Annotated in this window: 14 protein-coding genes and 1 pseudogene; 9 read left to right on the top strand and 6 right to left on the bottom strand. The window is 74.2% G+C overall.

Going from position 1 to position 19116, the window contains the following annotated elements; translation table 11 throughout:
- From JHAT_RS28710 to JHAT_RS28685, 6 genes and pseudogenes are all read left to right on the top strand, one after another.
- Positions 1-1261 (top strand): annotated as a pseudogene (locus tag JHAT_RS28710) (serine/threonine protein kinase); the annotation flags it as partial.
- A 191-nt stretch (positions 1262-1452) separates the two neighbouring features.
- A complete protein-coding gene (locus tag JHAT_RS28705; protein WP_171991105.1) occupies positions 1453-3183 on the top strand; it encodes a serine/threonine-protein kinase in 1731 nt (576 codons plus the stop codon).
- A 132-nt stretch (positions 3184-3315) separates the two neighbouring features.
- Entirely contained in the window at positions 3316-4467 is a 1152-nt protein-coding gene (locus JHAT_RS28700) for a serine/threonine-protein kinase (protein ID WP_171991104.1), read from the top strand.
- Between the two features lie 87 nt (positions 4468-4554).
- A complete protein-coding gene (locus JHAT_RS28695) occupies positions 4555-6213 on the top strand; it encodes a serine/threonine-protein kinase (protein ID WP_171991103.1) in 1659 nt (552 codons plus the stop codon).
- A gap of 128 nt (positions 6214-6341) precedes the next feature.
- Positions 6342-7955 carry a succinic semialdehyde dehydrogenase gene (locus JHAT_RS28690; RefSeq protein ID WP_077801190.1) on the top strand — a complete coding sequence of 538 codons (1614 nt, stop codon included), beginning with the start codon at positions 6342-6344 and terminating at the stop codon, positions 7953-7955.
- A 40-nt stretch (positions 7956-7995) separates the two neighbouring features.
- Positions 7996-9813, top strand: coding sequence for a GMC family oxidoreductase (locus JHAT_RS28685; protein WP_077801189.1), 1818 nt, complete (start codon positions 7996-7998; stop codon positions 9811-9813).
- 99 nt (positions 9814-9912) lie between these two features.
- Here JHAT_RS28685 and JHAT_RS28680 read toward each other — a convergent pair whose 3' ends face one another.
- Both JHAT_RS28680 and JHAT_RS28670 read right to left on the bottom strand, forming a co-directional pair.
- Complete coding sequence (locus tag JHAT_RS28680) at positions 9913-10917, bottom strand: LAETG motif-containing sortase-dependent surface protein (protein WP_253195640.1); 1005 nt, start codon at positions 10915-10917, stop codon at positions 9913-9915.
- Between the two features lie 522 nt (positions 10918-11439).
- On the bottom strand, positions 11440-11727 hold the full coding sequence (locus tag JHAT_RS28670) for a chorismate mutase (RefSeq protein WP_077801186.1): 288 nt from the start codon (positions 11725-11727) through the stop codon (positions 11440-11442).
- Positions 11728-12074: 347 nt separating this feature from the next.
- On the opposite strand from JHAT_RS28670, the gene guaA reads away from it, so the two are divergent.
- Entirely contained in the window at positions 12075-13655 is a 1581-nt protein-coding gene (gene guaA, locus JHAT_RS28665) for a glutamine-hydrolyzing GMP synthase (RefSeq protein ID WP_077801185.1), read from the top strand.
- Between the two features lie 9 nt (positions 13656-13664).
- Here guaA and JHAT_RS28660 read toward each other — a convergent pair whose 3' ends face one another.
- Together JHAT_RS28660 and JHAT_RS28655 are read right to left on the bottom strand one after the other, a co-directional pair.
- Complete coding sequence (locus tag JHAT_RS28660; protein WP_077801184.1) at positions 13665-14153, bottom strand: pyridoxamine 5'-phosphate oxidase family protein; 489 nt, start codon at positions 14151-14153, stop codon at positions 13665-13667.
- Between the two features lie 97 nt (positions 14154-14250).
- Positions 14251-15183: a DUF4429 domain-containing protein gene (locus tag JHAT_RS28655; protein ID WP_077801183.1), complete on the bottom strand. Its 933-nt coding sequence runs from the start codon at positions 15181-15183 to the stop codon at positions 14251-14253.
- A gap of 191 nt (positions 15184-15374) precedes the next feature.
- Between JHAT_RS28655 and JHAT_RS28650 the strand changes: the two genes are divergently transcribed.
- Together JHAT_RS28650 and JHAT_RS28645 are read left to right on the top strand one after the other, a co-directional pair.
- Entirely contained in the window at positions 15375-16670 is a 1296-nt protein-coding gene (locus tag JHAT_RS28650) for a hypothetical protein (RefSeq protein ID WP_077801182.1), read from the top strand.
- A gap of 153 nt (positions 16671-16823) precedes the next feature.
- On the top strand, positions 16824-17354 hold the full coding sequence (locus tag JHAT_RS28645; protein ID WP_171991106.1) for a DoxX family membrane protein: 531 nt from the start codon (positions 16824-16826) through the stop codon (positions 17352-17354).
- Between the two features lie 6 nt (positions 17355-17360).
- On the opposite strand, the gene JHAT_RS28640 is transcribed toward JHAT_RS28645, so the two are convergent.
- Complete coding sequence (locus tag JHAT_RS28640; RefSeq protein WP_077801180.1) at positions 17361-17609, bottom strand: hypothetical protein; 249 nt, start codon at positions 17607-17609, stop codon at positions 17361-17363.
- Entirely contained in the window at positions 17596-18984 is a 1389-nt protein-coding gene (locus JHAT_RS28635; protein ID WP_077801179.1) for a PspC domain-containing protein, read from the bottom strand. The genes JHAT_RS28640 and JHAT_RS28635 overlap by 14 nt, the downstream gene beginning before the upstream one ends.
- Positions 18985-19116 lie beyond the last annotated feature (132 nt).

The raw sequence follows: 19116 nt of genomic DNA, 5'->3' as shown, positions 1-19116 counted from the left end.
GCCGGGCACCGCACTCGCCGCCGAACGGGCACGGCAGGCCCGGATGGCCGTGGTCGGGCCCGTGACCGAGCGCTGGGCCCCGGAACAGGCCGGGCCGGTGCACGAGAACTGGCAGCTGGCCGCGCCCATCGGCCCCGCCACCGACCTCTGGGCGCTGGGCGCGCTGCTCTTCCGCGCCGTGCAGGGGCACGCGCCCTACCCGGAGGAGTCGACCGCCGAGCTGGTGCAGATCGTGTGCGCGGAGCCGCCGGCGTTCGCCGAGGAGTGCGGGCCGCTGCGGCCGGTCGTGGAGTCGTTGCTGCGTCAGGACCCCACCGAGCGCATCGACTTCGAGGAACTGGGCGGCTGGCTGCGCTCCCTGGTGCGTTCGGCACCCGAGCCGGAGGCCGGACTGCACGTCGTCGCGGCCCCGCCCGTCGACGCCGGCAGGCTGCCCATCGTGCGCCGCCGGGGCGAGCTGGTGCGCCGGCGGCGCGCCGGGCTGCCCGCCCACCACGGACGGCACAAGAGGGGCCGGCCGGAGCCGGACCGTTCACCGCGCAGCCTCGGCCGGACACTGCTCCTGCTGATCCTGCTCGCCCTGGCCGGGGCGGTCGCGTACGCCCTGTTCTTCATGCCGAAGGACGACACCGGCGACGCCGGCGCCCCCGAACGGACGGGCGCCGCCGCCGAGGCGAGCCGGGCGCCGTCCGAGCGGTCCCCCGAGTCCGGCGGCGAACCGCGGCCCGAACCGCCGTCGCCGGAGGGCGGATCCGGCCCCTCGGGGTCGGCCGGGTCCACCGAGACGCAGACCACCGGGTCCGACGTCGCCGACGGGTTCGCGCTGCGCGAGGACCCGGAGGGCTTCCGGGTCGCCGTCGCCGAGGGCTGGACCCGCACGCCGCGCAACGGCAGCGGCCAGGTCGTCTACGCCAAGGGCGACTTCGAGCTCGTCGTCGTCCCCGGCCGGGACGACTCGGGCGAGTTCGGCACCGACCCGATGGCCTACCAGCGCGACAGCGAGCCCGAGTTGGCGCCGTACCGTGCCTCCAGCTGGGCCACCGCCGGGGGGCTGAAGACCATCGAGGTGGGCGGACGGACCATGGCCGAGGGGCAGTTCACCTGGACCGGCGCCGACGGGGGCGAACTGTACGTGCGCAACGTCGCGATGCTGATCGACGGGCGCTACCACGTGGTGCAGGTGCGCGGCCCGGAGGCGGAGCGCGACGAGGTGACCCGGCTGTACGAACAGGCGTCGGCGACGTACCGGTACACGGGTTGACGAAGCGTCAGGCGGACGGGAACCGCACGGGCGTCCACCGGCCGACGTGGTGAACGCCCCGGTGGTTGCTTCCCGGCGCAGGAAGCGACAACCGTCACAGAGTGGTTTTCAGGCCACCCCACCCGTTCCCCGAACGGGGCCCGGTCCCTAGTCTGACCTTGACAAGACCATTGCGGGGCAACGTGAATCAGATGCAGGGCCGGCTCGTCGCGGGCCGTTACCGGCTCGGCGAGTCCATCGGCAGCGGCGGCATGGGGCGGGTGTGGCGCGCCCACGACGAGGTGCTCCACCGGGCCGTCGCCGTCAAGGAGTTGACCGCCGCGCACTACGTCTCCGAGAGCGACCAGGCCATCCTGCTGGCGCGGACCCGGAGCGAGGCGCGCGCGGCGGCGCGGATCAACCACTCGGCCGTCGTCACCGTGCACGACGTCCTCGAACACGACGGCCGGCCGTGGATCGTGATGGAGCTGGTCGAGGGCCGCTCACTGGCCGACGCGGTCAAGGACGACGGGCACGTCGAGCCGCGGGAGGCGGCCCGCATCGGCCTGTGGGTGCTGCGCGCCCTGCGCGCCGCGCACACCGCCGGGGTCCTGCACCGCGACGTCAAGCCCGGCAACGTCCTGCTCGCCGACGACGGCCGGGTGCTGCTCACCGACTTCGGCATCGCGCAGATCGAGGGCGACAGCACCATCACCCGCACCGGTGAGGTCGTCGGCTCCGTGGACTACCTGGCACCGGAGCGGGTGCGCGGCCACGATCCCGGCCCCGCCTCCGACCTGTGGGCGCTCGGCGCGACGCTGTACACGGCGGTGGAGGGCAGGTCGCCGTTCCGCCGCACCTCGCCGCTGTCCACGATGCAGGCGGTCGTCGAGGAAGAGGCCTCCGAACCCCTGAACGCCGGCCCGCTCGCGCCCGTCATCAGTGCCCTGCTGCGCAAGGACCCGGCCGGACGGCCCGGCGTGACCGAGACCGAGCAGCTGCTCGCCGAGGCGGCCGAGGGGCGGCGCCCGAACGCGGCCCAGGCGTACGTCCCGACGCAGTACTCGGGCACCGGGCACGCGCCGGCCCCGGCCCACCCGGGGCCGGCGGGCGCGGCCGGGCGGACGCCGTATCCGCCGGTGACCGGCCCGACGGCCGTGGGCCACCGGGCGACGGGCCCGACGGCGGGCGCCGTGCCGGGCGGCGGCACGCCGGCCATGGGGTATCCGCCCGCCGGTCCCCCGGGCGGTGCTCCCGCACGTCCCCGGCGCCGCCTGCGGGTGCTCGCCCTGGTGGTCGCCGCCGCCCTGGTCGGCGGCGGCACCGCCGTGCTGCTCCAGGCGTCGGACGAGGGGCGGGAGACGGACCGGGGGGCCGCCGTCACCCGGACGCCCACCCCGTCCGCCTCCGGTTCCCCTTCCCCGTCCGCGTCCGGCACCCCCTCCGCGGACGGGGGGACCACGGGGTCCGTCCCGGCCGACTGGGTGCGTCACGACGACCCGCTGGGTTTCGGCCTCTCCCTGCCCCCGGGCTGGGAGCGGGAGGAGCTCGAGGGCAGCGGTGATCTGCGGCAGGTCGACTACAGCCCCGACGGCGGCGAGCACTTCGTCCGCATAGCCGTCGACACCGCGCCCGACTTCGACGACCCGTACGCCCACCAGCTCGACCTGGAGCAGCAGCTCCAACGGCTCGTCGACTACCGGCGCCTGACGCTGGAGCACTCCACGTACCGCGACCGCGACAGCGCCCGGTGGGAGTACACCTGGACGGCGCTGGCGAAGGACACGCCCTTCCCCGGCCCGCGGCACGCCGCCGAGGAGATGTACATGTCCCGGGACGGCGTCGAGTACGCCCTCTACATGTCCGCCCCCGCCGAGGACTGGGCGGCCACGAGCGAACAGTTCGCGTACGTGCTGCGGAGCTGGCAGGAGAAGTCGGCCTGACCGACGCCCCCGTGCGCCGGGCCCCGTCGACGGCCCCGGGCCCCGCCGACGGCGCCGGGGCGCCCGTCGGTTGTCGGCCACCCGCCGTCCGGCGGTCCGGAGCCGATGCGTTCCGTGGGGCATCATGGACGCATGGTGACCCAGGGGTCCGGCGGGCGTGTCATCGCCGGCCGCTACCGTCTCCATGAGCGGCTCGGCGCCGGCGGCATGGGCATCGTGTGGCGGGCGACCGACCAGCTGCTCGGCCGTCAGGTGGCCGTCAAGGCGCTCCCGCGCGACGAGACCCTCTCCGCGGCGGAGGCCCGGCGACGCCGCGAGCGCACCCTGCGGGAGGCCCGCGCGGTCGCACAGCTGCGGCATCCGCACGTCATCGTCGTCCACGACGTCGTGGAGGACGACGAACGCGCCTACATGGTCATGGAGTTCGTCGACGGGGGCTCGCTCGCCGACCGCGTCCGCGACCACGGCCCCGTCGACGCCCCCGAGGCCGCCCGGATCGGCGTCGCCCTGCTCGGCGCCCTGCGCACCGCGCACGCGGCCGGGATCCTGCACCGGGACGTGAAGCCGTCCAACGTGCTGGTCGCCGAGGACGGCCGGGTCGTCCTCACCGACTTCGGCGTCGCCCAGGTCGCGGGCGCCACCACGCTCACCGAGACCGGCTCCTTCGTCGGCTCGCCCGAGTACACCGCCCCCGAACGGATGTCCGGCGCCGGGACCGGACCGGAGTCCGACCTGTGGTCGCTCGGCGTGCTGCTGTGCGCGGTCCTCAGCGGCGCGTCGCCCTTCCACCGCGACTCGCTGGGCGGCGTCCTGCACGCCGTGGTCACCGAGGAGATCCGCCCGCCCGCGCAGGCCGCGCCGATCCTGCCCGTCGTGCGGGGCCTGCTGGAACGCGACCCCGGGCGCCGCCTGGACGCCGCCGAGGCGGAACGGATGCTGCGCGCCTTCCTCGCCACGGGCCGTACGCCCGCGTCGGCCCGCACCGGTCGGCCGCGGTACTCCACGCGCGGCGTGCTCCTGGCCGTGCTCCTGGTCGCCGCAGCGGCCGGCGCGGGCATCTCGGCGGCGGCGCTGCTCGCGGACGGCGGCGACGGCGGCGGGGGCGGTACGCCGACGACGTCCGTGCCCGGGACACCGCCGGCGGCGCCCCCGTCCGCCTCGTCCCCGGGGGCCGGGTCCGTACCCTCCTCCGACGCCCCCGGCGGGTCCCCCGGGGTGCCGACCGCCACGGTCACCGTGACCCGCCCGGCGTCCACCCCCGCGGCCGCGAACACCCCCGAATAGGGGATATGCGTCAGGGCGCGTCACGGGTCTGTGACCGCGGTCCCCGGGCAGTGGAAACCGGCGCGTCCGGCGCGATATGGATGGTCCATGAGCAACCACGGGGGAACCGGAAGCAGGCCCGACGAGCCGACGAGCTTCGTCCTGCGGCCGCCGGATCCGCCCGCCGCCGTGCCGCACCCCGGCAACCCGTACGCGGTGCCCCACCAGGACGCACCGCCGCGGTCGCCGGCCCCCGCCGGGCCCGAGCCGGCGCCGCCCGCCCGGGAGCCGGGCGCCGGACGGCTGATCGCGGGCCGCTACCGGCTGGTCGCCAGGCTCGGGCACGGCGGCATGGGCACCGTGTGGCGGGCGCGGGACGAGACCGTGGACCGCGAGGTCGCCGTCAAGGAGCCCCGCGTCCCCGACCACCTTCCCGAGCGCGAGCGGGCCAACGCCTTCGAGCGGATGCGCCGCGAGGCGCGCGCCGCGGCCCGGCTCGACCACCCGGCCGTGGTCGAGGTGCACGACGTGGCGGTGGTCGACGGCCGGCCGTGGATCGTGATGGAGCTGGTGCGGGGCCGCTCGCTGGGCGACGTGCTGCGGGAGGGCACGCTGGACGCGCGCGAGGCGGCCCGGATCGGCCTGGAGGTCCTCGGCGCGCTGGAGGCCGCGCACGCGGCGGGCGTCCTGCACCGGGACGTGAAGCCCGACAACGTCCTGCTCGGCCGGTACGGCCGGGTCGTCCTCACCGACTTCGGCATCGCCCGGATCGAGGGCGACACCAACCTGACCGACACCGGCGGCTTCGTCGGCTCGCCCGAGTACATCGCCCCCGAGCGGGTGCTGGGACAGCACCCCGGGCCGGCGAGCGACCTGTGGTCGCTGGGCGTGGTGCTGTACGCGGCGACGGAGGGCGTCTCGCCGTTCCGCCGCAGCAACACCCCCGCCACGCTCCAGTCGGTGCTCAACGCCGTGCCGGCGCCGCCCGCCTCCGCGCAGGGCCCGCTGGCCGAGGTGATCACGGGTCTGCTGGACAAGGACCCGGCGCGCCGCCCGGACGCCGCCCGGGTGCGCGCCCTGCTGGAGGCCGCCGCGAACCCGCCCGCGCCGCAGCCCGTCCAGGTGGTGCGGGTGCCCGCGCCGGGCGGCCGCGGGATCCGGCTCGGCCGCAAGGCGTGGGCCGGCCTCACCGCGGCCGTCGTCGCCGCGGCGGTGGCGGGGTACCTGGTGGTCGCGGACCCGTTCGCGGGGCCGCTGCCCGAGGGCTGGAGGACCCCGCACGAGAAGCAGCTCGCCGCGACTCTCGCCGTGCCCGAGGGCTACCAGCGGACCGTGTCCGACGACGCCGGCGAGCACTGGGTCACGTACACCGACTGGAGCGGCGGCATCTGGATCGGCCTGACCCTGGACAGGAAGGCAGAGGACACCGGGGGCGACATCGCCGGGTCCGCCGCGGCCGAGATGTACGACGACGACGGGAAGTTCAAGGAGAGCGGGGAGTACGAGCTCTCCATGCCCGAGAACCCCAGGACCGACCCCCGGGAAACCACGTACCACGGCGAGAAGTCCGCCGAGAACACGGTCGTCTACACCACCACCGACAGCCAGAACCCCCGCCCCCGCGAACTGCGGATCTTCTACTACAGGACGTCCGCCGGCGACATGTACAAGCTGACCGTCAGCTATCCGGGCAAGGGCGACTTCACCGAGCGGGGGCGTGAGGTGGCCGAGACGGCCGTCGCCCAGCTGAAAATCGACGGCACGTGAGCGCTCCGCCGCACAACGCCCTGATCAGCACGTTTGTTGCCAGCGATCGCTGGCGGTGTGTGAGCGCTCGGTGAATCCCCGTTACCGACGGGTACACAAAGGCCGTCCGGCGTCATACCCTGCGGCTCATGACGGAAGCGCAGGCCCCGGAGACCACCCGCACCAACCCCCTGGCCCCCGCACCCGCGGGCGCCCGCACCGCGGCGGACGTGGTGACCCCCGAGCTGGTCGCCCAGCTCACCAAGGGCGTCGCCGGTTCCGGACGGACCGCCAACCACACGCCGTTCACCGGCGAGAAGCTGGCCGACCTGCCCGAGTCGACCCCCGAGGACGTGGCCGGCGCCTTCGAACGGGCCCGTGCCGCCCAGACCGGGTGGGCGCGGACGCCGGTGCGGCAGCGCGCCGCCGTCCTGCTGCGCTTCCACGACCTGGTCCTCCAGCGCCAGGCCGAGGTCCTCGACCTCATCCAGCTGGAGACCGGCAAGGCCCGCCTGCACGCCCACGAGGAGGTCCAGGCCGTCGCCGTCGCCGCCCGGCACTACGGCCGCCGCGCCGCCGCCTACCTGAAGGCCAAGCGGCACGCCGGCGCCGTCCCGACCCTGACGAAGGTCACCGAACTGCGCCACCCGCGCGGGGTCGTCGGCCAGATCGCCCCCTGGAACTACCCGCTGGAACTCTCCGTCGGCGACGCGCTCCCCGCCTTCGTCGCGGGCAACGCCGTCGTCATGAAGCCCGACACCGAGACCTGCCTGACCGCCCTGTGGGCCCGTGACCTCCTCATCGAGGCCGGACTGCCCGCCGAGGTCTTCCAGGTCGTCCTCGGCGAGGGGCCGGTCGTCGGCCCCGAGATCGTCCGCCACGCCGACTACGTCTCCTTCACCGGCTCCACCCGCACCGGCCGCGAGGTCGCCCAGGGCGCCGCCGCCCGCCTGGTCGGCGTCTCCCTCGAACTCGGCGGCAAGAACGCCATGCTGGTCCTTCAGGACGCCGACGTCGAGAAGGCCGCGGCGGGCGCCGTCCGCGCCTGCTTCTCCTCCGCCGGCCAGCTGTGCATCTCCATCGAGCGGCTCTACGTCCACGAGTCGATCGCCGACGCCTTCCTGGACCGCTTCGCCGCCCGCACGAAGGCCATGCGGCTCGGCACCTCCCTCGCCTACGGCGCGGACATGGGCTCACTGGTGGGGGAGCGGCAGCTGGAGACCGTCAAGAGGCACGTCGAGGACGCGCTCGCCCGGGGCGCGAAGCTGGTCGCCGGCGGGGTGGCCCGCCCGGACATCGGCCCGTACTTCTACGAGCCGACCATCCTGGACGGCGTCACCGCCCCCATGACCGTGTGCACCGAGGAGACCTTCGGCCCGGTCGTCTCCGTCTACCGCTTCACGACCGAGGAGGAGGCGGTCGAGCACGCCAACTCCACGCCGTACGGCCTGAACTCGTCGGTATGGACGAGGGACGCCCGGCGCGGCCGGGACGTCGCCGCCCGGCTGCGCACCGGCACCGTCAACATCAACGAGGGCTACGCGCCCGCCTACGGCAGCGTCCAGTCGCCGATGGGCGGCATGAAGGACTCCGGCCTCGGCCGCCGGCACGGCTCCGAGGGCATCCTCAAGTACACCGAGGCCCAGACCGTCGCCCACCAGCGGCTGCTGCCGATGGCGCCGTCGCTCGGCATGGACGACGAGAAGTACGCGGCGTTCATGACCCGGAGCCTGCGGCTGATGAAGGCCTTCCGCTTCCGCTGAGCGCCCCCCAACCCGTACCCGTTCTCAACGAGGAGAGCACGTGTCGCAGGAGAAGTCCGTCCAGACCCGGGACGAGGACGGGTACGACTACGACGTCGTCGTCGTGGGCTCGGGATTCGGCGGATCGGTTTCCGCCCTGCGCCTGACCGAGAAGGGCTACCGCGTCGGCGTCCTGGAGGCGGGCCGCCGCTTCACCCGGGAGTCGCTGCCCAAGAACTCCTGGGACCTGAGGAACTACCTCTGGGCGCCCGCCCTCGGCCTCTTCGGCATCCAGCGCATCCACCTGCTCGGCAACGTCATGGTCCTGGCGGGCGCCGGCGTCGGCGGCGGCTCCCTCAACTACGCCAACACCCTCTACGTGCCGCCGAAGCCCTTCTTCGACGACCCCCAGTGGCGGGACATCACCGACTGGCACGAGGAGCTGTCGCCGTACTACGACCAGGCCCGCCGCATGCTCGGCGTCCGCCTCAACCCGACGATGACCCCCTCCGACGTGCACCTGAAGGCCGCCGCCGAACGGATGGGCGTCGGCGACACCTTCCACATGGCGCCGGTCGGCGTCTTCTTCGGCGACGGCGAGGACGCCGACGGCACGGCGAAGGCGAGGCCGGGCGAGCGGGTGCCCGACCCGTACTTCGGCGGCGCGGGCCCGGACCGCAGTGCCTGCAACGAGTGCGGCGAGTGCATGACCGGCTGCCGGCACGGCGCGAAGAACACCCTCAACGAGAACTACCTGTACCTCGCCGAGAAGGCGGGCGCCGTCGTGCACCCGATGACGACGGTCGTCTCGGTCACCGAGGACTCGCGCGGCGGCTTCGCGGTGGCCACGCTCCCCACCGACCGGAAGAAGAAGGGCGCGGGCCGCACCTTCACCGCCCGCCGCGTCGTCCTCGCCGCCGGCACCTACGGCACCCAGACCCTGCTGCACCGCATGAAGGCGAACCGCCAGCTGCCCTACATCTCCGACAGGCTCGGCGAGCTGACCCGCACCAACTCCGAAGCCCTGGTCGGCGCCCAGACCGACGACCGGCGCTACCGCAGGGCCACCGGGGAGCCACGGGCCGACTTCACGCGCGGCGTCGCCATCACCTCGTCCATCCACCCGGACGCCAACACCCACATCGAGCCCGTCCGCTACGGCAAGGGCTCCAACTCGATGGGCAGCCTGTCCATCCTCCAGGTCCCGTACGCCGGCGCCACCGCCTCGGGCGCGTCACGCGTCCTGGGCTTCCTCGGCAACGCGGCCCGGCACCCGCTGCAGGTGCTGCGCTCCCTGTCCAACCGCAAGTGGTCGGAGCGGACCATCATCGGCCTGGTGATGCAGTCGCTGGACAACTCCCTGACGACGTACCTGAAACCGGCGGGCGTCGGCAAGGGCCTGCTCACCGCCCGCCAGGGCCACGGCTCGCCCAACCCCAAGCAGATCAAGGCGGCGTCGGACGGCGCCTCGGCCCTCGCGGCGGAGATCAACGGCTTCGCCGGCTCCAACGTCGGCGAGCTGATGGGCACCCCGCTCACCGCCCACTTCCTCGGCGGCTGCCCGATCGGCGCCTCCCGCGAGACCGGCGTCATCGACCCCTACCACCGGCTGTACGGCCACCCCGGCATCTCCGTCGTCGACGGCGCCGCGGTCTCCGCCAACCTGGGCGTCAACCCGTCTCTGACCATCACGGCCCAGGCCGAACGGGCGATGGCGTACTGGCCCAACAAGGGCGAGGAGGACCCGCGTCCGGCACAGGGCGCGGCGTACGAGCGCCTGGCCCCGGTCGAGCCCGCGTCCCCGGCGGTCCCGGCGGAGGCCTTCGGCGCGCTGCGGCTGCCGTTCCTCGGGATGCCGGCGGTGCCGCCGAAGAAGTAGCCGTCGCGTCCGGCACGACGAGAAGGAGACGAGAAGGACCTGCGCCCCCCTCCGAGCGCAGGTCCTTCTCGTCGTGCGTCGAGCCGTGCGGCTCAACGCCTACGCGTCGGCACCGGCCTTGCGGCGACGGACGGCGAACACCGCACCGCCACCGACGAGGACGGCGAGACCGCCGACGAGGCCGATCACCGGCAGCGCGGAGCTGGAACCGGTCTCGGCGAGGCTGCCGGTGACCTCCGGGGTGGTGGCGGCGGGCTTCTCGCCGGTGACGGGAGCCTTGCCACCCTCCTGCGGCTCGGTGCCTTCCGTGTCCGTGCCGGCGGCCACGATCCGGAACTTGTACGCGGCCTCGCCGATGCCCGCGCACCGGCCGTCGGCGTCACCGTAGAGGGTGGCGCCCAGGGTGAAGCCGGAGCCGGCCGGGGCGCCGGCCCTCACGTTGATGCGCAGCGGGACGTCGACCTCGTAGCCGGGCTTCAGCTCGGAGGTGGAACCGGCCCAGCCGAAGGTGTAACCGTACTCGTCGAGGTCGTCCCACCCCTTGGTGTCGGGGTTCCAGGCCTGCAGGCCGACCTGCTTGGACTTGAACAGGTCGTAGCCGTCCTCGTCGGGAGACACGCCGGCCAGGTAGGCCAGGTCCTGGAGAGTGGAATCGGAGTTGTTGACCACGTTCAGCGTGAACTTGTGCCAGCCGCTGCCCGCCGCGATCTCGCCGGGCAGGCCCGTGAAGCCGACGTCGACCTTGGCGTCCTCGCACTCGGACGGCTCGGGCTCCGGGGTCTGCGTCCCCTCGGGAGCGGAGGTGCTCGGCGCCGGCGACGTGGGCGTGGGGGTGGCGGTGGAGGTGGAGGTGCCGGACGGCGACGTGCCGGGCTTCGCGGTCTCGGTGCCCGTCGCGCTCGGCCCGGTGCCGGTGGGGCCGTCCGACGCGGAGACGGACGGGGACGCGGTCGCCGTCGTGCTCTGCGTGCCGTCCGGCGTCGCCTCGCCCGTGGACGTGCCGGCGGAGGCGGACGGGGAGGGTGACTCGGTGGTCGCGTGGGCGGCGGGGGTCGCGAGCAGTGCCAAGGGGGCTATCACCGCCGTGGCAGCCGCTGTTGCCATGGCGCGACGAAGCTTCATGAAGACCTCGGAATGTCCGGCGTACCGCGTGGGTGCGGTACGGGGGCGGGTCAGGGGAGACCCCCGCGCAGGGGGCGCGGGACGGCCCTTGGTTCATCTGTTCGACGTGTTTGATCAGCGGGTCCCGCGAATGGTTGTCTCCGGACTCACAGAATTCTTATGTGTCCTGTGCCACACACGTGCGAAGGGCCCCGCGGACTGTGGCCGCGAGGCCCTTCGCCATGAAGTTGTGAACGGTCGCCCCGGGGCCGGGCGGTTCCCGTCGGCCGGCCCCGGGCGTCCCCGGAGCCGGCCGTTCTCTTGGGTGACCGGGCTGCTGTCCCCTGCCGTCCGGTCACTTCCTGGAGCGAGGTCCCACGACGCACGGCACGATCCGTACGTCTCATCGCCCCAGCGAGCCACGCGTGGTTCTCTCGGATCCGCCCCTGGCTGGCACGGACACCGGGACCAACGAAGCGTTCCGCGCGGCGGTCACGCACCGTACGGGTGAGAGCGCGCCCGAACTCAGATGCGACCCCGGCACAGCTCCAGGAGCGTCATCGCCAGGGCCGTGCCCGACTTGCCCAGCGCGTCCCTGTAGTGGCCGAGGACGTCCATCTCGCGGGAGAGGTTCACCCGTCGGCCGCCGGAGGCGATCCGCGCCTCCTGGATGACGGCGGAGACGGCCATCCGTTCCTGGATCAGCCCGATGATCCGGTCGTCGAGCGCGTCGATGCGCTCACGGGCGCCGGTGATCACGTCGGCGGCCTCGGTGGTGTGGGCGCCGGTCCTGTCTGCGGTGGTGACGGTCATCTCGGGGGCTCCTCGCCGGGGTGGGGTGGTGGTGCCCCGGGGCCGGCAGGGCCCGGAAACGACAGGCGCCCCGGACCTTGTCGGCCCGGGGCGCCTGGGAAGTCGCTCGTCAGTTGCTCAAGCAGCACGACCATGGCAGCCGGTGGGCCGGTTGCCATAGGTAAAGAGGAAGGTCTGGTGCGTGAGCATGGGTCCAGTATGCCCCGGGGACGGACCGTGTCCAAGCGGGCTCGCATGGTGAGACGCGGGACCGGGCGCGGCGGGGTCCCGCGGGCGGGACGTGCCACCCGCCCACCTCGGTAGAATCGGGAGCACAAGACCCCCGCCCGACCGCCGGAAGGCACCCCGTGTCATCAGCGACTCCCGCTGCCGCCGCCCCCGACACCGTCCTGGTCGTCGACTTCGGTGCGCAGTACGCCCAGCTCATCGCCCGTCGCGTCCGCGAGGCGCGGGTCTACAGCGAGATCGTGCCGAGCTCCATGCCGGTCGAGGAGATGCTCGCCAAGAACCCGGCGGCCATCATCCTCTCCGGCGGCCCCTCGTCGGTGTACGAGCCGGGCGCCCCGACCGTCGACCGCTCCCTGTTCGAGGCCGGCGTCCCCGTCTTCGGCATGTGCTACGGCTTCCAGCTGATGGCGCAGGCCCTCGGCGGCACCGTCGACAACTCCGGCGCCCGTGAGTACGGCCGCACCGAGCTGACCGTCTCCAAGCCGTCCTCCACCCTCTTCGAGGGCACCCCGGCCGAGCAGTCCGTGTGGATGTCGCACGGCGACGCCTGCTCCGCCGCGCCCGAGGGCTTCACCGTCACGGGCTCCACGCACGTCGTGCCGGTCGCCGCGTTCGAGAACGACGTCAAGAAGCTCTACGGCGTCCAGTACCACCCCGAGGTCATGCACTCCACGCACGGACAGCAGGTGCTGGAGCACTTCCTGTACCGCGGCGCGGGCCTGACCCCCGACTGGACCACGGGCAACGTGATCGAGGAGCAGGTCGCGGCCATCCGCGAGCAGGTCGGCGACAAGCGCGCCATCTGCGGCCTGTCCGGCGGCGTGGACTCCGCCGTCGCCGCCGCCCTCGTTCAGAAGGCCATCGGCTCCCAGCTGACCTGCGTCTACGTCGACCACGGCCTGATGCGCAAGGGCGAGACCGAGCAGGTCGAGAAGGACTTCGTCGCCGCGACCGGCGTCCAGCTCAAGGTCGTGGACGCCCAGGAGCGCTTCCTGAACGCGCTCGCCGGGGTCACCGACCCCGAGGAGAAGCGGAAGATCATCGGCCGCGAGTTCATCCGCGTCTTCGAGCAGGCCCAGGCCGAGATCATCGCCGACGAGGGCCCGGCCGTGGAGTTCCTCGTCCAGGGCACCCTCTACCCCGACGTGGTCGAGTCCGGCGGCGGCACCGGCGCCGCCAACATCAAGTCCCACCACAACGTGGGCGGCCTGCCCGAGGACCTCGAGTTCAAGCTCATCGAGCCGCTGCGCAAGCTGTTCAAGGACGAGGTCCGCATGGTCGGCCAGGAGCTCGGCCTGCCCGAGGAGATCGTCCAGCGCCAGCCGTTCCCGGGCCCGGGCCTCGGCATCCGCATCGTCGGCGAGGTCACCAAGGAGCGGCTCGACCTGCTCCGCGAGGCCGACGCCATCGCCCGCGAGGAGCTGACGGCGGCCGGCCTCGACCGCGACATCTGGCAGTGCCCCGTGGTGCTGCTCGCCGACGTCCGCTCGGTCGGCGTCCAGGGCGACGGCCGCACCTACGGCCACCCGATCGTGCTGCGGCCCGTCTCCTCCGAGGACGCGATGACGGCCGACTGGTCGCGCCTGCCGTACGACGTCCTCGGCAAGATCTCCACCCGCATCACCAACGAGGTCAAGGACGTCAACCGCGTGGTCCTCGACGTCACCTCGAAGCCGCCGGGCACCATCGAGTGGGAGTAGTCCCGGCGGTCAGGTCCGCTTGAGAGTGCGCACCGGCTCTCCGGGCCTCCAGACCTGGACGACCAGATACGTGTCGTCCTCGACGTAGGTCCGTACGACCTCCGTCAGCTCGGTGCGGAAGAGGTGGAACGGCTGCGGCGGTTCCACCTCTTTCACGTATCCGCCTTTGGTCTCCGGGTCGTCGACCTCGACGGCCCGTCCGCAGATCCGCACGTCGCCGCCGCCCGTCCCGGTGCCCTCCCCGGGGTTCGCCTGGAGCGCGAAGCGCGGATCGCGGCGCAGGTCGAGCGCCTTGAGCGAGCCGGGCATCATGCCGAGCCACAGCTCGCCGCCGAGGAAACGCACCTCCAGGCCCGTGGTGCGGGGCGAGCCGTCCCGGCGCAGGGTCGCCAGCGTGTGATGGGTGTACGCACCGAAGCGCGCCTCGACGAGGGCGGCGAGTCCGGGTTCGGCGGCTGCGAAGAAGGCCCAGCCGGGGCCCTTGGTGCGCGGTGTCATACGGGGAGTGTGGCGCCGATACCGGACACCCTCTGTCGTGTTTCCAACGGCCTGTCGTCTTTTCGGCGGCCTCACCCGTGTGAGCCGTACCGGGCGGTCAGCCGGTCCCGTCCCCACCCGTCCCGAAGCCCCGGAGCACGGCCGCCTTCGTCCTGGCGAACTCCTCGTCCGTGAGGACACCGCCGCGGTGCAGCTCACCCAGCTCGCGCAGCCGGCGCAGCAGGACGTCGTGATGCCCGCCCGGAGGTCCCACGGCGGCCTCCGGACGGGCTGTCGGGTGCGGGAGCCGGGCCGTGACCGCGGTGGCGACCAGCACGGTGAGCAGGTCGCGGCGGGCGCTGCCCCACAGGTCCAGGGCACAGGGGTCCTTCTCCGGCGGCAGCCCGGAAAACCCGGAGGACCCGGGGGACCCGGAGGACCCGGAGGACCCGGGGGACCCGGAGGACACCGTCTCCCGGGTCACGAACCGCAGGAAGCCGCCCTCGCGCCCGGAGTTGGGCAGCCACTCGACCCGCACCAGGTCGCCGACGCCGATGATCCGCGGGCCGGCGGCGCGCTTGACCCGGTCGGAGGTGTCGGCCCAGTCGATGCGCACCCGGCTGCCGTCGAAGGAGACGGTGCCGTCCGAGGAACGGACCGAGACCGGCACCGGCGGCCCGGGCAACAGGTAGGCCCGGGTGGGCCCCTGGGGGATCCGGTCGAGCAGCAGCGCGCGGCGGACCTCCTCCACGACGTACTCGGCCGCCCCGCAGCGGTCGGCGTCCACCGCCAGCCGGTACGGGTCCGCCGCGTCGGGCAGCCGCCCGCCGGCCGCCTGGAGCAGGGGGTCGGCGCCCTCGCGCAGCCGCAGGCGCAGGCGGCCGCGCCGGCCCTCGGCCTCGAAGGTGATGCCCGAGACCGCCTCCAGCGGTACGGAGACCTCCCCGTACGTCCGCCGGAACAGCGGCACCGAGCGGCTCAGGCCCGGCGTGATCCGGACCGTGCTGCCGTCGAACGCCCAGGTCCCGTCGCGCTGGATGATCTCGGCCATGGGGGAATTGTCCCAGCCGGGTCAACACGGCGGGCCGCGCGTCACCCGCGCTGAGCAGAGGGGACCGGGGGTGCCGGGCGCCCGGGGCGTGGTGTACGGCACAATTCGCTGGCGTCCCAAGGGACTTACGGGTGTCGGCACAGGTGTGTGCCGCGGGTGTGCGGCAGGCTTCGGGAAGGCGGGCGTCGGGCGTGGCGGTGCAGGAGGCGAGACGCGGGAGCGGCTCGGACAAGGGCGCGTACGGGGCGCCGCACACAGGCGGCTGCACGTGCGGGGACTGCCCGCACGGCGCCCGCGAGGGGCACCGCCGGGCGGTCGCCGCGTTCCTGCTCAGGCGGGACGAGTTCGCGGCCGGCCAGGGGCTGCCGGCCGCGGTGGCCCACTCGGCCTCGGCGTCCCGGCAGTGGGTCTCCGAGGAGCTGACCCAGTCCGCGGAGGCCGTCGCCGAACGCGGCCGGGCCGAGGGCGAGGCGTGGCTCGCGGGCCTGGGGCGCCGCACGACGGTGGCCGTGTGGGCCGCGGTCGTGGTGCTGCTGCTCGCCCAGTCGCTCACCGCGGTCGGCGCCGGCTGGTCGGCCGCGCGCACCGCGGGACTGGCGGCGGCCGTGGTCGTGGCCGGCGCGCTGACGGCGGCGTCCCGGTTCCACCGGGCACGGGGCGGGGCGCTGGCCCCGGTCATCGGTGAGGACAACCGCCTCTCCACGTCCCGGGCCGTGGCGGCGGTCTGGGTGCTCTTCGTCGCCTACGCGGTGCTCGTCCTGGCCGGGCAGCTCGCCGTGGCCTCGGGGCACGCGCGGCGGGACGCGCTGATCTCCGGGCTCGAACTCGCCCGCGGCGCCGGAGTGGTCACCGTGCTCGCGGTGGTGTGCGGGATCGCGGTGCTGGTGCGCCGGGTGGTCGGGCTGCGGGTGCTGGGGCAGCGGCTGCAGAAGGTCCGCGCCGACCGGCCGCGCGCGGCCGACCTGCTGACGGACGACGCGGGCCGCGGGACGTTCGCCGACATCCAGTACGTCGTGATCGGCGCGGTCGCCCTGGTGTTCGCGGCGGTACGGCTGGCCCGGCGACCGGACCAGCTGCCCGACCTGCCGTGGGGGCTCGCGGTGGTGGTGCTGGTGTCGGCGGCCACCTACGTGGCCGGCAAGTACGCGGAGGGCGGCCGGCCCGTGATCCTGTCCGTGGTCCGGGCGCGCGAGGCCGGCGACCTGGACGCCCCGATCCGCACCGGCGACGACATCGAGATCCGCGGCGCCGGCTTCGTGCCGCCGGGCGCCCAGCGCGCGGACCGCCTGTCGCGCATGGTCGTCCGCATCGGCGCCGTCAACGTCCACGTGCCCCTCGTCCCCGTGTCCGGCGGCTTCAGCAACCCGACGGACACCCTGCTGACCGTGCCGGTGCCGGCGGACGTGGAGCCGGGACGGGTGGAGGTCCAGGTGATCACGAGCGCGGGCGTGGAGACGAACCGGTACGCGATCGACGTGACGGACTGACCGCCCCGATCGCCCGATCGGGTCCCGGTGTGCGGCCGCCTGTCGGAACCGGCGGGAAGAAACGCGCACAGGGGGATTGAGCGCGGCCCGGACGTCGTACGTATGGTCTGGTGAGGGGGGCGGACACGCATGGGCGAGAGGCGGCTGGCAGTGATGATTCACGGCATGCGGACGGACCCGCACACGTCCGGCCTCGACGGCCGCCGGGACCGGCGCGACGACGTCGCCCGGTACGCCCTCCTGCCCCTGCGGATCTTCCTGGGCGTCACCTTCGTCTACGCGGGCCTGGACAAGCTCACCGACAGCGCGTTCCTGAAGGACTCGGGTGCCGGATCCATCGGCGACATGATGCGCGCCGTCCGCGACTCCTCGGCCGTCCCCGCCCTGGTCGACCTGGCCCTGAAGAACCCGCCCGGCTTCGGCTACGCCATCGCCCTGGGCGAGCTGGCCGTCGGCATCGGCACGCTGCTCGGGCTGCTGGGCCGCCTGGCGGCGCTCGGCGGCGCGCTGATCTCGCTCAGCCTGTGGCTGACCGTCAGCTGGGCCTCCGACCCGTACTACTACGGCAACGACCTCGCCTACCTCATGGCCTGGCTCCCCCTCGTCCTCGCGGGTACTCCCTTCCTCTCGCTGGACGCGGCACTGCGCACCCGGCGCCGCCGGCGGTCCGGCGGGTACCGGTAGGCGCCGTCAGCCCGTGGGGTCCGCCCGGGGGCCGTCCGCGTCCGGGGCCGTACGCGGCGCCCGCCGGCGTCGGCGTACCGCCCGGGCCAGCACCCCGACCGCGCCGGCCAGACAGAGGCCGCCGGTGACCACGGGGACGATCACGAACCACGGGGTGTCCCACAGGCCTCCCGCGTCGCCGGCGTAGATCACGCCCGCCAGGGTCAGGAAGGCGCCGGCGACCAGCCGGCCGGGCTGGACGTCATGACGCAGCACGGGACACCTCCGCCTGTCCGAGGCCGACCTGCAGGTCGAGGTCGAGCGTGCCGGCGTCCTGGGCGTCCTCGGCGGGGGGCAGCGTGACCTCCTGGTGCTTGCCGGGGGCCACGTCCACGTCCTTCGCGTCGTCGCCGGGGAGCTGGATGTCGCCCACGCCCACGTCGGCACTGAGCCGCACGGTCACGTCCCGCGGCACGATCACCCGTATTCGCCCCACGCCGACGTCGGCCCGGGTCGTCACCGTCTGCCCCCGGGCCAGGTCCAGTCGGGACAGGTCGAGGGTGCCGGTGCCGGTGCCCACGTCGTACTGCTCGCGGACGTCGGCGACCGCCGTGGGCGTCCAGGTGCTCCGCGTCCACTCGGTGCCGGCGTCCTTCGGCAGGGCGGCCGACCCGGCGAGCAGGCCCGCGGTGACGATCGCCAGGAAGACCGAACCGGCCCCCGTGCGGCCCAGGAACGCGCTGACCGCGATCCCCACGCCGAAGACCGCCAGCGCACAGGCCAGCCCGGTCTGCAGGCTGGTGCCGAGCGGGCGGTCGTCCCAGGTCAGACGGGTGCCGAGGAAGCCCGCCAGCAGGGCGAGCAGGAAGATCCAGCCGCCGATGCCGTGGGCGCCGCGCGACTGCGGGCGCCGGGAGGACCGGTCGGCCCGGGCGTCCCGGCCGCGGTACGCGCCGCGCCCGATGGCGACGGCCGCCGCGACGTCCCGGTCGTGGGAGTCCCGGGGGCCCCACAGGTATCCCGTGCCGCCGACGTGCGTGCCGTCCTTGACGATGGGGTCGCGCCACCAGGACGGGAGGGTGACGGCGGCCGGCGGTGCCTTGGCCTCGGGCGGGGCGTCGGCGACGGCCTGGGCGGCGAGCGGGTCGGGGCCGGGAGCGCCGCGCTGCCGCGACCAGTAGCCCGCCCCCGCGAGGAGGAGGGAAAGTATCACGGCGAAGGAGAGCACCCCGCCGTTCTTCAGCATGGTCAGGAACACGCCGCAGCCGACCAGGGCGAACAGCACGGCCGCCAGGGCCTGGCCGTCGACCCGGCCGGTCAGCAGCTTGCGGACCTCGTTCTCCTCCTCGTCGTCGTACGGGGCGAAGAGCCAGGCGAAGCCGTAGAAGATGAGGCCGATGCCGCCGGTCGCGGCCAGCACCGCGAGCGTGATGCGGAAGATCACGGGGTCCATGTCGCACTGCCGCCCGAGGCCGGCGCACACCCCGGCGAGCGTCTTGTGCCGCCGGTCGCGGCGGAACCGGCGGTGCGGCTCCGGGGCGTCCGTGCCGACCGCGCCGCCCACGGAGCCCGGGGAATCCGCGGCGGGCGCGGCGGCGCGCGGTCCGGAGCCGGGTCCCGGGCCCGTCGCGGCGTGCTCGTGATCTGTCATGGCTCCATGGTGACGGGCGGGGCGCCGTGGCGGCAGCCGGTACGACCCTGGTCGGACCCTGATATCGGCCCCGAGCCGGTGTTCGGGGAGTGTTCGAGGGATCCGCGGTCCGAGGATCAGGGGAGTCTCCGG

Origin of the sequence: Streptomyces sp. JHA26 (assembly GCF_002005565.1) — a bacterium.
Lineage (GTDB): Bacteria > Actinomycetota > Actinomycetes > Streptomycetales > Streptomycetaceae > Streptomyces.
The sequence above is the reverse complement of the archived record's forward strand: the minus strand, read 5'-3'. Positions and strand labels throughout refer to the sequence as shown.

What these genes read in the sequence shown, in the direction of transcription:
- JHAT_RS28705 (WP_171991105.1), top strand. Translation starts at nt 1,453, where the DNA reads ATGCAGGGCCGGCTCGTCGCGGGCCGTTACCGGCTCGGCGAGTCCATC.
- JHAT_RS28700 (WP_171991104.1), top strand. Translation starts at nt 3,316, where the DNA reads ATGGTGACCCAGGGGTCCGGCGGGCGTGTCATCGCCGGCCGCTACCGT.
- JHAT_RS28695 (WP_171991103.1), top strand. Translation starts at nt 4,555, where the DNA reads ATGAGCAACCACGGGGGAACCGGAAGCAGGCCCGACGAGCCGACGAGC.
- JHAT_RS28690 (WP_077801190.1), top strand. Translation starts at nt 6,342, where the DNA reads ATGACGGAAGCGCAGGCCCCGGAGACCACCCGCACCAACCCCCTGGCC.
- JHAT_RS28680 (WP_253195640.1), bottom strand. Translation starts at nt 10,917, where the DNA reads ATGGCAACAGCGGCTGCCACGGCGGTGATAGCCCCCTTGGCACTGCTC.
- JHAT_RS28670 (WP_077801186.1), bottom strand. Translation starts at nt 11,727, where the DNA reads ATGACCGTCACCACCGCAGACAGGACCGGCGCCCACACCACCGAGGCC.
- JHAT_RS28660 (WP_077801184.1), bottom strand. Translation starts at nt 14,153, where the DNA reads ATGACACCGCGCACCAAGGGCCCCGGCTGGGCCTTCTTCGCAGCCGCC.
- JHAT_RS28655 (WP_077801183.1), bottom strand. Translation starts at nt 15,183, where the DNA reads ATGGCCGAGATCATCCAGCGCGACGGGACCTGGGCGTTCGACGGCAGC.
- JHAT_RS28645 (WP_171991106.1), top strand. Translation starts at nt 16,824, where the DNA reads ATGATTCACGGCATGCGGACGGACCCGCACACGTCCGGCCTCGACGGC.
- JHAT_RS28635 (WP_077801179.1), bottom strand. Translation starts at nt 18,984, where the DNA reads ATGACAGATCACGAGCACGCCGCGACGGGCCCGGGACCCGGCTCCGGA.